The 13,412-nt window shown below is 70.7% G+C and carries 12 protein-coding genes; 7 read left to right on the top strand and 5 right to left on the bottom strand.

Annotated elements, in window-relative coordinates; all coding sequences use genetic code 11:
- The first annotated feature begins 54 nt into the window (after positions 1-54).
- Positions 55-912, top strand: coding sequence for a serine protease (locus ACFY3J_RS17010; protein ID WP_384184300.1), 858 nt, complete (start codon positions 55-57; stop codon positions 910-912).
- 97 nt (positions 913-1,009) lie between these two features.
- Here ACFY3J_RS17010 and ACFY3J_RS17005 read toward each other — a convergent pair whose 3' ends face one another.
- Positions 1,010-1,240 carry a hypothetical protein gene (locus ACFY3J_RS17005; protein WP_141357618.1) on the bottom strand — a complete coding sequence of 77 codons (231 nt, stop codon included), beginning with the start codon at positions 1,238-1,240 and terminating at the stop codon, positions 1,010-1,012.
- Positions 1,241-1,681: 441 nt separating this feature from the next.
- Here ACFY3J_RS17005 and ACFY3J_RS17000 point away from each other — a divergent pair, with 441 nt between their 5' ends.
- The 3 genes from ACFY3J_RS17000 (at position 1,682) to ACFY3J_RS16990 (ending at position 6,104) form a co-directional block, all read left to right on the top strand.
- Positions 1,682-3,805, top strand: a complete 2,124-nt coding sequence (locus ACFY3J_RS17000) for a type IIA DNA topoisomerase subunit B (RefSeq protein ID WP_384184297.1) — start codon at positions 1,682-1,684, stop codon at positions 3,803-3,805.
- Between the two features lie 155 nt (positions 3,806-3,960).
- Positions 3,961-4,515, top strand: coding sequence for a DUF485 domain-containing protein (locus ACFY3J_RS16995; RefSeq protein ID WP_384184294.1), 555 nt, complete (start codon positions 3,961-3,963; stop codon positions 4,513-4,515).
- Entirely contained in the window at positions 4,512-6,104 is a 1,593-nt protein-coding gene (locus tag ACFY3J_RS16990; protein ID WP_384184291.1) for a cation acetate symporter, read from the top strand. The genes ACFY3J_RS16995 and ACFY3J_RS16990 overlap by 4 nt, the downstream gene beginning before the upstream one ends.
- A 43-nt stretch (positions 6,105-6,147) precedes the next feature.
- Here ACFY3J_RS16990 and ACFY3J_RS16985 read toward each other — a convergent pair whose 3' ends face one another.
- Positions 6,148-6,840 carry a response regulator gene (locus tag ACFY3J_RS16985; protein WP_384184288.1) on the bottom strand — a complete coding sequence of 231 codons (693 nt, stop codon included), beginning with the start codon at positions 6,838-6,840 and terminating at the stop codon, positions 6,148-6,150.
- A gap of 163 nt (positions 6,841-7,003) precedes the next feature.
- Here ACFY3J_RS16985 and ACFY3J_RS16980 point away from each other — a divergent pair, with 163 nt between their 5' ends.
- From ACFY3J_RS16980 to ACFY3J_RS16970, 3 genes are all read left to right on the top strand, one after another.
- Positions 7,004-7,819: an ABC transporter ATP-binding protein gene (locus ACFY3J_RS16980; protein ID WP_141357608.1), complete on the top strand. Its 816-nt coding sequence runs from the start codon at positions 7,004-7,006 to the stop codon at positions 7,817-7,819.
- Entirely contained in the window at positions 7,809-8,672 is an 864-nt protein-coding gene (locus ACFY3J_RS16975) for an ABC transporter permease (protein ID WP_384184284.1), read from the top strand. The genes ACFY3J_RS16980 and ACFY3J_RS16975 overlap by 11 nt, the downstream gene beginning before the upstream one ends.
- A 75-nt stretch (positions 8,673-8,747) precedes the next feature.
- Positions 8,748-9,794, top strand: coding sequence for an ABC transporter substrate-binding protein (locus ACFY3J_RS16970; RefSeq protein WP_384184281.1), 1,047 nt, complete (start codon positions 8,748-8,750; stop codon positions 9,792-9,794).
- Between the two features lie 52 nt (positions 9,795-9,846).
- On the opposite strand, the gene ACFY3J_RS16965 is transcribed toward ACFY3J_RS16970, so the two are convergent.
- The 3 genes from ACFY3J_RS16965 to ACFY3J_RS16955 form a co-directional block, all read right to left on the bottom strand.
- Positions 9,847-10,527, bottom strand: coding sequence for a response regulator (locus tag ACFY3J_RS16965; protein WP_384184278.1), 681 nt, complete (start codon positions 10,525-10,527; stop codon positions 9,847-9,849).
- Complete coding sequence (locus ACFY3J_RS16960; protein WP_390841119.1) at positions 10,524-12,209, bottom strand: ATP-binding protein; 1,686 nt, start codon at positions 12,207-12,209, stop codon at positions 10,524-10,526. Before ACFY3J_RS16960 ends, ACFY3J_RS16965 begins: the two co-directional genes overlap by 4 nt.
- Before the next feature lie 123 nt (positions 12,210-12,332).
- Positions 12,333-13,289: a sucrase ferredoxin gene (locus ACFY3J_RS16955; RefSeq protein ID WP_390841118.1), complete on the bottom strand. Its 957-nt coding sequence runs from the start codon at positions 13,287-13,289 to the stop codon at positions 12,333-12,335.
- Positions 13,290-13,412 lie beyond the last annotated feature (123 nt).

Below are 13,412 nucleotides of genomic sequence, written 5' to 3'. Positions count from 1 at the left end.
GCCACCGTGCATGACTCTGGGTGTTCCGTGATCACCCGAGAGTGAGGAGCATCCATGCGACGCCGTATTGCCCGTGCCCTGATCGGGCCGCTGGTCGTGGCGGCCGCCGGAGGCGGGATACCGCTGGCCGCGTCGGCGCCGGTCGCCGCCGACAGCGTTGTCATCGGTGGTTTCCCCGTCGATGTCTCGCAGAGCCCGTGGACCGTGGCGCTCTCCAGCCGTGACCGGTTCGGAGGCACCCGTGCGGGGCATTTCTGCGGGGGCGTGGCCATCGGCCGCACCAGGGTGCTCACCGCGGCCCACTGTCTGTCCAGAGAGGCCGTGGGCGCGCCACCGACGCCGGATCTGAAGGTGATCACGGGACGTACGGATCTGCTCTCCGCTCAGGGCAAGGAGGTCTCCGTGCGTGGCACCTGGGTCAATCCGCACTACGATTCCACCACCAATGCCGGTGACTTCGCCGTGCTCACTCTTGCCGAGCCCTTGCCGCAGAACGCCGTCATCCCCATGGCGGGCGCGGGCGACCCGGCGTACTCGCCGGGCACGAGCGCCACGGTCTACGGATGGGGGGACACCACGGGTGCCGCCGCCTATGCCCACAGCCTGTATGCCGCGACGCTCCACGTCCTGCCCGACGCCGAGTGCAAGAAGGCCTATCCGGGCGGCAGCGAGGGCAAATACCTGCCCCAGAGCATGCTGTGCGCGGGGGAGACCGCCGGGGGCCGGGACGCGTGCCAGGGGGACAGCGGGGGGCCGCTGGTCGCGCAGGATCGGCTCATCGGGCTTGTGTCGTGGGGCAGCGGCTGCGGGCGCGCCGGGAGCCCCGGCGTCTACACGCGCGTGTCCGAGGTGGTCCGGGCGCTGGGCCGGGCCGACACGAAGGCACCCCACGTGCCGTCCGGCGAGTCCTGACCGGCGTCGCGGGTCACGAGGACGGGCGGTCGCTCCTGGGTGCCAGAAGCGACCGCCCGTTCGCCGGCCTGCGCCGGAGGCTCGTCGGGCGGGAGGGTCAGCGCTCTTCCTCGGAGGCGTTCGCCGGAACGGAGGTCAGGCGCTCGGTCTCGTCCTGTATCTCAGCGGCGATCTTCTTGAGTTCTGGCTCGAACTTGCGACCGTGGTGGGCGCAGAAGAGCAGTTCTCCGCCGCTCAGCAGGACGACGCGCAGGTATGCCTGGGCGCCGCAGCGGTCGCAGCGATCAGCGGCCGTCAGTGGGCTCGCGGGGGTCAGAACAGTAGTCACGTCGCCTCTTCTCTAGCTCGACGAGCTGTCGTACCAGGGTCAACATCCAACCAGCCCCAAACGTTCCCGATCGTGGCTTTTCCTCGAAGATTCTTCTTCGGGGCGGTCGGCTGCTGCCGGTTTGGCGGCGAATGTGCCGTATTGCGTGTCTATGTGTCGTACGGGTTCGCGCTGTCGGTCATGGTCGGTCCCCCCGGCCGGGTTGCCGGTTGTTCATGAGGACGTGCCCGGAGCCTAAATGGTTCATGCCTCGAAGGGAACGTGATATGTGCTTCACTCGGCTGAAGGATCGAACGTGTATGCGACTCTCTATTAGTCTGTGTTTCTGCCGAGGGTTGCGTTACAAGGGCTCTACCAGGCCTCGGTACTCTCTGAGCGGCTACCCGAGCCGTGCCCTTACCCAACAGGGCCCCAACTGAAATTCAGCGAGGAGCGAACCGCGTGACCGCCGAGACGTCCGTGCCGTCCACAGCGCTGCTGGCAGGAGCAGACCGCGACGGTTCCAACTACACCGCTCGGCACCTGCTCGTCCTCGAGGGACTCGAAGCCGTGCGCAAGCGCCCGGGCATGTACATCGGCTCGACCGACAGTCGCGGTCTGATGCACTGCCTGTGGGAGATCATCGACAACTCCGTCGACGAGGCCCTCGGCGGCTACTGCGACCACATCGAGGTCGTGCTGCACGACGACGGCTCGGTGGAGGTGCGGGACAACGGCCGCGGCATCCCGGTCGACGTCGAGCCCAAGACCGGCCTGTCCGGTGTCGAGGTCGTGATGACCAAGCTGCACGCGGGCGGCAAGTTCGGCGGCGGCTCGTACGCCGCCTCCGGCGGTCTGCACGGCGTCGGCGCCTCAGTCGTCAACGCCCTGTCCGCCCGGCTGGACGTGGAGGTGGACCGCGGCGGCCACACCCACGCCGTCAGCTTCCGGCGCGGCGTGCCCGGCGCGTTCACGGCGGGCGGACCCGACGCCAAGTTCGAGGCCGGGAGCGGGCTGCGCAAGGCCAAGAAGATCCCCAAGACCCGCAGCGGCACCCGCGTGCGCTACTGGGCCGACCGCCAGATCTTCCTCAAGGACGCCAAGCTCTCCCTGGAGAACCTGCACCAGCGCGCCCGCCAGACGGCGTTCCTGGTGCCGGGGCTGACCATCGTCGTCCGTGACGAGTACGGCCTCGGCGACGGCGGCAGCAAGGGTGAGGAGTCCTTCCGCTACGACGGCGGCATCAGCGAGTTCTGCGAGTACCTGGCGAGCGACAGGGCGGTCTGCGACGTCCTCCGCTTCACCGGGCACGGGACCTTCAAGGAGACGGTCCCGGTCCTCGACGACCACGGCCAGATGACGCCCACCGAGGTCACCCGCGAGCTCGGCGTCGACGTCGCCATGCGCTGGGGGACCGGCTACGACACCACGCTGCGGTCCTTCGTCAACATCATCGCCACGCCCAAGGGCGGCACGCACGTGGCCGGCTTCGAGCAGGCCGTCGCCAAGACGATGAACGAGGTGCTGCGGGCCAAGAAGATGCTGCGCGTCGCCGAGGACGACATCGTCAAGGACGACGCCCTGGAGGGCCTCACCGCGGTCGTCACGGTCCGTCTGGCCGAGCCCCAGTTCGAGGGGCAGACCAAGGAGGTCCTCGGCACCTCGGCGGCCCGCCGCATCGTGAACAATGTCATCACCAAGGAGCTCAAGGCGTTCCTGACCTCCACCAAGCGCGACGCCGCACAACAGGCGCGCGTGGTGCTGGAGAAGGCGGTCGCCGCGGCCCGCACGCGCATCGCCGCCCGCCAGCACAAGGACGCGCAGCGCCGGAAGACGGCCCTGGAGTCCTCCTCGCTGCCGGCCAAGCTCGCCGACTGCCGCAGTGACGACGTCGACCGCAGCGAGCTGTTCATCGTCGAGGGCGACTCCGCGCTCGGTACGGCGAAGCTGGCGCGGAACTCCGAGTTCCAGGCGCTGCTGCCGATCCGCGGCAAGATCCTCAACGTGCAGAAGTCGTCCGTCACGGACATGCTGAAGAACGCCGAGTGCGGCGCGATCATCCAGGTGATAGGGGCCGGCTCGGGCCGTACCTTCGACCTGGACACGGCCCGCTACGGCAAGATCATCATGATGACCGACGCCGACGTGGACGGCTCCCACATCCGGACCCTGCTGCTGACGCTGTTCCACCGCTACATGCGCCCCATGGTGGAGGCGGGCCGGGTGTTCGCCGCGGTGCCGCCGCTGCACCGCATCGAGCTGATCCAGCCGAAGAGGGGCCAGGACAAGTACGTGTACACCTACTCGGACCGTGAACTGCGCGACCAGCTGCTCGAGTTCCAGAGCAAGGGCGTGCGGTACAAGGACTCGATCCAGCGCTACAAGGGCCTCGGTGAGATGGACGCCGACCAGCTCGCCGAGACCACCATGGATCCGCGCCACCGCACCCTGCGCCGGATCAACCTCTCCGACCTGGAGGCCGCCGAGCAGGTCTTCGACCTCCTGATGGGCAACGACGTGGCACCCCGCAAGGAGTTCATCGCCAGCTCCGCCGCGACCCTGGACCGCTCGCGCATCGACGCCTAGGGCACCGGTCCCTTCCGGCGCGGTCCTTCCCTTCCGGGGAGGTCCGCGCCGACTTGTCGGTGCCGGCCCGGCCATCGACGGGGGGAGTCACCTGATGGGGTGAAGAGCGGGGGGAAGAGAAGTCAGGGAACTTCCGGTTCTGTCCATCCTTGGGCATGCAGTCAAGCAACGACCGCTTCCGTGCTGGCGGTGACGGTCCCGGGAACGTGCCCGGGACCGATGAAGGCCAGGACCCGGAGCCCGAGGACATCAGGTACCGCGACCCCTGGTACGACGCGCTGGCCTCCGGCTGGGGTGACGGCAACGGCACGGGAGCTCCCACCGCACCGGTACCGGCGGCTCGCCGGGAGGGGCAGAGCGGGCCGGAGGCCGGTGCGGCGGCCGACGCGTACCTGGAGGTGCAGCGCAGCGCGGCGTTCCAGGAGGTGCGCAGCCGCTACCGGAGGTTCGTGATGCCGGCGGTCGCCCTCTTCCTCGTCTGGTACGTGAGCTATGTCGTGACCGCCACGACCGCGCCGGGGTTCATGGCGCGACCGGTGGCCGGCGCGGTGAACGTGGGGATGCTGGCGGGCCTCGGGCAGTTCCTCAGCACCTTCCTCCTCGCCTGGGCCTACGCCCGGCACGCACGGCTGCGCAGGGACCGCGCGGCGCTCGAACTGCGCTGGGACACCCAGGAGCTGACGCGCGGCGCGCGCGGAGGTGCCTCGTGACGGGCAACCACCAGACGCTGGCACTGGTGCTGTTCAGCGTGATCGTCGCGGTCACCCTGGGGATCACCACCTGGGTGAGCCGCAACCGGCACGGATCGGCGGAGGAGTTCTACGCGGGCGGGCGGCTGTTCACGCCCATGGAGAACGGTTTTGCCGTCGCGGGCGACTACGCCTCGGCCGCCTCCTTCCTCGGAGTGCCCGGACTGATCGCCCTGTTCGGCTACGACGGGGTGCTGTACGTGGTGGGCTTCCTGGTGGCCTGGCTGGTCGTGCTCTTCCTCGTCGCCGAACTGGTCCGCAACTGCGGGCGGTTCACGCTCGCCGACGTGGTCGCGGCGCGGATGAGCGAGCGGCCGGCGCGGATCGCGGCGGGAACCTCCTCGGTCACCGTGTCCGTTCTGTATCTGGTGGCGCAGATGGTGGGCGCGGGCAGCCTGGTGGCGCTGCTCCTGGGCCGGACCGGCGCAGGGGTGCAGGCCTGGACCGTCATCGGTGTCGGCGCGCTGATGGTGATCTACGTGTCGTTGGGAGGGATGCGGGCCACCACCTGGATCCAGATCGTCAAGGCGGTCCTGATGCTGGGCGGCACCGTCGTGCTGACCGTGCTCGTCCTGGTCAGGTTCCACGGCGACCTCGACCGGCTGCTGCTCACCGCGGCCGAGCGCAGCGGCCACGGGGACGCCTTCCTGGTGCCCGGACTGAAGTACGGCGGGGGCCTGACCGCGCGCCTGGACTTCATCAGTCTCGGACTGGCGCTGGTGCTCGGCACGGCGGGGCTGCCGCACATCCTGTCCCGCTTCTACACCGTGCCGACCGCGCGGGCCGCCCGGCGCTCGGTGATCTGGTCCATCGGGCTGATCGGCGGCTTCTACCTGATGGCGATCGTCCTCGGCTTCGGTGCGGCCGCGATCGTCGGACCGGACGCCCTGCGCGGGTCCAACGCGGCCGGGAACACGGCGGTCCCGCTGCTGGCCCTCGACCTCGGCGGCGGCGCCGACTCCACGGCGGGGACGGTCCTGTTCGCGGTGGTGGCCGCGGTCGCCTTCGCCACGATCCTCGCGGTGGTCGCCGGGATCACGCTCGCCTCCTCGGCGTCGGTGGCCCACGACCTGTACGCGTCGCTGCGGCGCCGCGGTGCCCGGCAGCGCGGCGAGGTGGCCGTGGCGCGCGTCGCCGCGGTCGGCATCGGCGTGGTCGCGATCGCCCTCGGCCTGCTCGCCCGCAACCTCAACGTGGCCTTCCTGGTGGGCCTCGCGTTCGCCGTCGCCGCCTCGGCGAACCTGCCGGTGCTGCTCTACTCCCTGTTCTGGCGCGGCTTCACGACCCGCGGCGCGATGTGGGCCGTGTACGGCGGGTTGGTTCCCGCGCTCGGGCTCGTCGTGCTCTCCCCGGTGGTCTCCGGCAGCCCCGACGCGCTCTTCCCGGGTGTCGACTTCCAGCTCTTCCCGCTGGAGAACCCCGGCATCGTCTCCGTCCCGCTGGGATTCCTCGCCGGCTGGCTGGGCACCGTCACCTCCACCGAGGTGCCGGACGAGGCCAAACACGCCGAGACGGAGGTGCGGTCGCTGACGGGCGCGGGGGCCGTGTAGCACCGCGCGGCGGCGTACTGCCGTGCGTCCCGGGTCAGCACGCCTAGGGAGCCACCCAGGCGTAGCGGTGCTCCGGTCGCCCCGTGTCGCCGTACTTCAGGGACAGGCGCAGGCGTCCGGCCTGTTCCAGGTGGCGCAGGTAGCGCTGGGCGGTGGAGCGGCTCAGGCCGGTGCGGGCGGCCACCTCGTGGGCGGACAGGGGCTGGTCGGCGCGGTGCAGCACACCGCAGATGAGGTCCGTCGTCGGCTCCGAGTGGCCGCTGGGCAGCCCCGGGGACGGGGGCGCGGGCGCGGCGCGCAGGGCGCCGAAGATCCGGTCCACCTGCTCCTGCCCGGTGACACCGTGTCCGCCGACGCGGTCGACGGTGCGGCGCAGGGCGGCGTAGGACTCCAGGCGGGTACGCAGCGCGACGAAGGTGAACGGTTTGACCAGGTAGTGGAGCGCGCCCAGCCGCATCGCCTGCTGGACGGTCGCCACGTCCCCGGCTGCCGTGATCATGATGACGTCGGTGCCGATGCCCTGTTCCCGCATGCGGTGGACGAGCTCCAGACCCGTGCGGTCGGGCAGGTAGTGGTCGAGCAGGACCAGGTCGATGCTTCCGCGCTGCACGGTGGTCAGGGCCTGTGCGGCACTGTGCGCGCGGGCGGTGACCCGGAAGCCGGGAACCTTTCCCACGTACTTGGCGTTTATCTCAGCGACACGGTAGTCGTCGTCGACCACCAGGACGTCGATCATCGGGCCTCTCTCCCTCAAGGCCATGCGGGCATTGTTGCGCCCGTGTTTCGGCTCCGCTGTTGTAGCGCGCGCAAAACGAGCACAACAGGTGCTTGCGAGCAAAACAACGGGTTGCGCACAGAAGACTGCTGCCGTGGCCGTGGCCACATCTACCGTCCCGGCCATGAGCACAGACACCAGCCCCGCCATCGAACTGCGGGGCGCCAGTAAGACGTTCAGGACCCCGTCAGGGGGCCTGCACACAGCCGTGAGGGACCTCGACCTCACTGTGCGGCGCGGCGAGTTCGTGGCCGTGGTCGGCCCCACCGGCTGCGGAAAGTCGACCACCCTGACCCTGGTCAGCGGGCTGGAGGAGCCCACCGAGGGTGACGTGCTGGTGGCCGGCCGGCCGGTGCAGGGCGTCGGCGGCAAGGTCGGCTTCGTCTTCCAGCAGGACGCCACCTTCCCCTGGCGCTCGGTGCTGTCCAACGTGATGGCCGGGCCGCGATTCCGCGGCGTGCCGAAGGCCGAGGCGAAGGAGAAGGCCCGCGCCTGGCTGGCCAGGGTCGGACTCGCCGCCTTCGAGGACCGCTACCCGCACCAGCTCTCCGGTGGCCAGCGCAAGCGTGTCGCCCTCGCCGCCACCTTCGTCAACGACCCCGAGATCCTGCTGATGGACGAGCCCTTCTCGGCGCTCGACGTGCAGACCCGGGCGCTGATGTCGGACGAGCTCCTGGAACTGTGGGAGGGCACGGGCGCCTCGGTCGTCTTCGTCACCCACGACCTGGAGGAGGCCATCGCCCTGGCCGACAAGGTCGTCGTCATGACCGCCGGCCCCGCGACCGTGAAGCAGGTCTTCGACATCGGCCTGCCGCGGCCGCGCAAGGTCGAGCAGGTGCGCCTGCAGACGGAGTTCATCGACATCTACCGCGAGATCTGGGAGTCGCTCGGCGAAGAGGTCCGCATCACCCGTGAAAGAGGTGCCGCCCATGTCGCCTGAGGTTCTCAGCACCCCGGTCGTCGACACGGCCAAGACGACCGACCGCGCCCACTCCCGGGCCCGCGCCGCCCGCAGGCGCAAGGTGGTCGTCACCTGCGCCCGCGTTCTGGTGCTGGTGGCCGTGCTCGGCCTGTGGGAGGCGCTCTCCCGGGCCGCGGTCATCGATCCGTTCAACTTCTCGATGCCCTCGAAGATCTGGGACCAGATCTGGACCTGGATCACGCACGGCACCGCGCAGGGCTCGCTGGGCGAGCAGATCTGGTACACGCTCTACGAGGCCCTGATCGGCTGGGTGTTCGGCGTGGTGGCCGGTGTGATCCTCGGTATCGCGCTCGGCCGCATCCCCTTCCTCGCCGACGTCCTCGGCCCCTACATCAAGGTGCTCAACTCCCTCCCCAGGATCGTGCTCGCCCCGATCTTCGTGATCTGGTTCGGGCTCGGACCGGTCTCCAAGATCGCCTCGGCCGTGGTCCTCGTGTTCTTCCCGGTGTTCTTCAACGCCTTCCAGGGCGCCCGGGAGGTCGACCGCAACCTGGTGGCCAACGCGCGGATCCTCGGCGCGAGCGACCGCAGGGTCACCTTCCAGGTGGTCATCCCGTCCGCGACCTCGTGGATCTTCACCAGCCTGCACGTCAGCTTCGGCTTCGCGCTCATCGGCGCCATCGTCGGCGAGTACATCGGCGCCACCAAGGGCATCGGCCTGCTCGTCGCGGCGTCCCAGGGCACGTTCAACGCGGCCGGTGTGTACGCCGCGATGGTCATCCTCGCCGCGGTCGCGCTCGTCGCCGAGGGCCTGCTCACCTTCGCCGAGCGCCGCATCTTCCGCTGGAAGCCGGCCGACTCCGGGCACTGACGGCCCGCCGCCGCACCGGCTTTCCCCCAGGTCCCCCGCTCCCCGTACCGCTTTTCTCACAAGGACGTGACCCTCATGCGCAAGACCGCCAGATTCGCCGCGTCGGCCGCCGCCGGCCTGCTCGCCCTGTCCTCCCTCACCGCCTGCGCCAACGACGCGGCGAGCTCGACGTCCACCGGCAGCGGCAAGGGCGAGCACGTCAAGATCATGGTGGGTGGCCTGGACAAGGTCATCTACATGCCCGCGATGCTCACCCAACGCCTCGGCTACTTCGCCGACGAGGGCCTGGACGTCGAGCTGCTGAGCGAGCCCGCCGGTGTCCAGGCCGAGACCGCGCTCGTCTCCGGCCAGGTCCAGGGCGCCGTCGGCTTCTACGACCACACCCTGGACCTCCAGACCAAGGGCAAGTACGTCGAGTCCGTGGTGCAGTTCTCGCACGCGCCCGGCGAGGTGGAGGTCGTCTCCAACAAGGCGGCGGACAAGATCAAGTCGCCGAAGGACTTCAAGGGCAAGAAGCTCGGTGTCACCGGCCTCGGCTCCTCCACCGACTTCCTCACCAAGTACCTGGCGGTCAAGAACGGTGTGAAGGTCAGCGAGTTCAGCCCGGTCGCCGTCGGCGCGGGACCGACGTTCATCGCCGCGCTCGAGAAGGGCTCCATCGACGGCGGCATGACGACCGATCCGACCGTCGCGACGATCCTGGACAAGAAGGCGGGCAAGGTCCTCGTCGACATGCGGACGCCCGAGGGTTCGCAGGAGGCGCTCGGCGGCCCGTACCCGTCGTCCAGCCTGTACATGCAGACGGACTGGGTCAACGGCCACAAGGAGACCGTCCAGAAGCTGGCCAACGCGTTCGTCAAGACGCTCAAGTGGATGTCCACCCACAGCGCCGACGAGATCGCCGCCAAGATGCCCGCCGACTACTCCCAGGGCAACAAGGCGCTCTACGCTGAGGCGATCAAGAGCACGCTGCCGATGTTCACCACCGACGGCGTCATGCCTCAGAACGGCCCGGAGACCGTGGAGAAGGTGCTCAAGGCGTTCAACCCCAACATCCAGAACGCCGACGTGGACCTGAGCAAGACGTTCACCACCGAGTTCGTTGAGAAGGCCGCGGGCTGACATCCGTATGCCAGGGGGGCACGGCCTCTTCCCCTCCCCCCGAGCCGTGGCCTCAGGCGCGGGCCGCCCACACGTAACGGTGTTCCGGGCGGCCCGCGCCGCCGTACTTCAGCGTCAGCCGGGCCCGTCCGGTGCGCTCCAGGAACTTCAGACAGCGCTGGGCGGTCTGCCGGCTCACCCCGGTCCGCTCGGCGACCTCCTGGGCCGACAGGGGCCCGTCGGCCCGCATCAGGGTCCGGCGGACGAGTTCGGTGGTGGCGGGGGAGTGCCCCTTGGGCAGCCCGGGCTCCGGCGCCGCCGACAGCGCCCCGAAGAGCCGGTCGACCTCGGCCTGTTCGGCCTCGCCGCCACCGTCCAGGACACGGCGCAGCGCCGCGTACGCCTCCAGTCTGGACCGCAGCCCGGCGAAGGTGAACGGCTTGATCAGGTACTGCAGCGCACCGTGCCGCATCGCCGCCTGCACGGTCGACACGTCCCGGGCCGCCGTCACCATGATCACGTCGGTCCGGAGGCCGCGACTGCGCATCTCCCGTACGACCGACAGGCCCGTGCCGTCGGGCAGGTAGTGGTCCATGAGGACCAGGTCGAGCCGCGGCAGCGTCTCGAGCCGGTGCAGCGCCTCGGCCGCGCTGTGCGCCTCACCGGCGACGCGGAAGCCCGGCACCTTCTCCACATAGGCGGCGTTGACCCGCGCGACCCGGAGGTCGTCGTCCACGATCAGGACCTCGATCACCGCTCCTCCTCGTCCGCTCCGGTCCCGGCGGGGCCGAGGACGGGGCTGAGGGCGGGTGCCGGCGCCGGCTCCGCCGCGGCGAGTGCCTCGGGCAGTACGACCGTGAACTCCGCGCCGCCGCCGTGCGCCTCGCCCACCGCGACGGTTCCGCCCTGCCGTTCGGCGAGCCTGCGCACCAGGGACAGACCGATACCGCGCCTGCCGTGGGCCGGCGGCTGCTTGGTGGACCACCCCTCCGTGAAGATCAGGTCACGCCGGCCCGCCGGGACCCCGGGCCCGGTGTCGCGCACCCGGAGCACGGCGGTACGTGCCTCCGCGCGCAGTTCGACCTCCACGCGCGCGTGTGGGGTCGCCGCGACGGCGTCGAGCGCGTTGTCGACCAGGTTGCCGACGATCGTCACCAGCCCCCTGGGGTCGACGACACGGTCCGGCAGGTGCGTGCGGTCCGACAGCCACAGCGCGACCCCGCGCTCGGCCGCGACGGTCGCCTTGCCGACCAGCAGGGCGGCGATCAGCGGGTCCTGGATCTTCTCGGTGACCTGCTCGGCGGTGGCCCGGTGGTCGCCGACCACCTCTCCGACGAACTCCACGGCGTCGTCGTACATCTCCAGCTCCAGCAGCCCGAGCAGCGTGTGCATGCGGTTGGCGTGCTCGTGGTCCTGGGCGCGCAGGGCGTCGATCAGGCCGCGTGTCGAGTCCAGCTCCCGGCCCAGCTCCTCAAGTTCCGTGCGGTCGCGCAGTGTGGCGACGGCACCGCCGTCGTCGGTCGGCATCCGGTTGGCCACCAGGACGCGCTGCCCGCGCACGGTGAGCAGGTCGGTACCCGTCACCCGCCCGGCCAGGACGTCGGTCGTACGGCCCTCCCCGACCGCCTCGTCGAGCGGCCGGCCGACCGCCTCGTCGCCGAGGCCGAGCAGCCGCTGTGCCTCGTCGTTGAGCAGCCGGATCCGCCCGCCGCGGTCCAGGGCCACGACCCCCTCCCGGATGCCGTGCAGCATGGCCTCGCGCTCGGCGAGCAGCGCCGCGATGTCCGAGAAGGCCAGGTCCCTCGTCTGCCGCTGGACCCGCCGGGAGATAAGCCACGCGGCCAGCGCGCCCGCGGCCAGGGCGCCGCCGGCGTAGGCGAACAGACCCGGTATGGCGTCGATCAGCTTGGCCCGCACGCTGTCGTAGGCGATGCCGACCGACACCGCGCCCACGATGCGGTGGTCCGCGTCGTACAGGGGGACCTTGCCGCGTGCCGAGCGTCCCAGCGTGCCGGTGTCGATCTCCATGACCTTCCGGCCAGCCAGGGCCGTCTTGGGATCCGTCGACACGTGCAGGCCGACCTGCTCCGGATCCGTGTGCGACCAGCGCGTGCCCCGCATGTCCATCACCACGACGTACTCGGCGCCGGTCGCCTTCCGGATCCGCTCCGCCTCCTGCTGCACGGGACCGTCGACGCTCGGTGCGGTGCGCTGGAGGTCCCGTGCGATCTGCCGGTTCTCGGCGGTGGTCTCGGCGATGGCGAGGGCCCGGCGCATCGCCTGCTCGTCCAGCTGGTGGCCCAGCGGCGCGAGGAACAGGCCGGTCGCGAGCACGGCGACTCCGGCGGCGATCGCCAGCTGCATCAACAACACCTGTGAGAAGACGCGTCGCGGCAGGCCCAGCCGCCGGCGGCGTGCGGGAGGAGAGACGCTCATGACCATGACAGTACGTCGGAGTGTGCGGGGTGCTCCCGGGGTGTGGTGCGGATCTCTCGCCGTGCGCCGCAGTGGTCGGCCCGGACGGTCAGCCGTCAGCCGTCAGCCGTCAGCCGTCAGCCGTCAGCCGTCGAGCCGCGCGGTCGCCAGTTCGCGGACGGCGACCACATCCATGCGCGTCGGCCCGCCCAGCAGCGAGGCGCCGCAGCTCTCCGGGCGCGGCGGCAGGGCGGCCCCCTGGGCCACGGTCACGTGCCAGCGGCGTCCGTCGGTATGGGCGACGGTGACCTCCCAGCACGGCGCCGGGCCGTCGGTGGCCACGTCGTCGGTGCGCACGACGCTCAACGCGTCCGCCCGGTACTCGCCCGCCGTCTCCCGTACCGCCAGTTCCGCGGCCTGTCCCGGCCGTTCCCAGGCCGTGCGGCCCCGGCAGCCGTCGAGGACCACCCGGCCCTCGCCCACGCTGTGCAGGACCTCCTTGACGGCGTGGGCCTCGGCCCGGCCGTAGGCGTATCCGAACGGCAGCACGAGCAGGGTCGGCGAGAAGCGGTGGCCGCCCAGGTGGGTGATCTCCCAGACGTCCTGGACCCCGGAGGCGGAGAGTTCGGCCGCGAGGGGGCGGCCGAGCAGGGCGCAGCACTGGTCCCGCTTGCCGTTGGTGCACACCAGCGCGAGCGGATCGCCTGTGTGGGGCCCGCCCTGGAGTGCGGCGTCGAAGGTGTGGTGGTCACCCTTGCCCAGGGCGGCGAAGTCGAGGTCCAGCAGGTGTTCCGGGTCGGCGGTCATAGCGGCGCGCAGCCATACGTTTCCCGGGACCGTGTGTGCCGCGTACACATGCCGTACGGACTGGGAGTGGCGGTCGGCGTGCCGCCCGGGTCGGCGGATGAGCGCGATCCGGACGCCGGTGCCCCGCGCCGCGCGCTCCAGCGCACGCCCGAGTGCGGGGTCCAGGTGGCTCGAAGTGAGTGCCTTGGCACCCCAGGGGCCGGGCTGTTCCAGCAGCAGCCATGTCGTCGCCGTGGCCGCGGTGGCGGCCATCGGCTCGTCGAGCTGCCTGGAGGCGGTCGAGCACGTACTCACGCAGGTGAGCCTAACCTGACTCGAGCCGGATCGAGTTCCAGCCGTCGGAGTGTTCTCCTCCGGATGTCGCCGGGGCGGCGGTTCCGGCAGCCGTGATGCGTACGGCTCGTATCCTTGGTCGGC

The organism is Streptomyces sp. NPDC001231 (genome assembly GCF_042896885.1).
Taxonomy (GTDB): Bacteria; Actinomycetota; Actinomycetes; order Streptomycetales; family Streptomycetaceae; genus Streptomyces.
The sequence above is the reverse complement of the archived record's forward strand: the minus strand, read 5'-3'. Positions and strand labels throughout refer to the sequence as shown.

Coding starts and splice junctions, on each gene's coding strand:
- ACFY3J_RS17010 (WP_384184300.1), top strand. CDS start 55: ATGCGACGCCGTATTGCCCGTGCCCTGATCGGGCCGCTGGTCGTGGCG.
- ACFY3J_RS16995 (WP_384184294.1), top strand. CDS start 3,961: ATGCAGTCAAGCAACGACCGCTTCCGTGCTGGCGGTGACGGTCCCGGG.
- ACFY3J_RS16985 (WP_384184288.1), bottom strand. CDS start 6,840: ATGATCGACGTCCTGGTGGTCGACGACGACTACCGTGTCGCTGAGATA.
- ACFY3J_RS16980 (WP_141357608.1), top strand. CDS start 7,004: ATGAGCACAGACACCAGCCCCGCCATCGAACTGCGGGGCGCCAGTAAG.
- ACFY3J_RS16975 (WP_384184284.1), top strand. CDS start 7,809: ATGTCGCCTGAGGTTCTCAGCACCCCGGTCGTCGACACGGCCAAGACG.
- ACFY3J_RS16970 (WP_384184281.1), top strand. CDS start 8,748: ATGCGCAAGACCGCCAGATTCGCCGCGTCGGCCGCCGCCGGCCTGCTC.
- ACFY3J_RS16960 (WP_390841119.1), bottom strand. CDS start 12,209: ATGAGCGTCTCTCCTCCCGCACGCCGCCGGCGGCTGGGCCTGCCGCGA.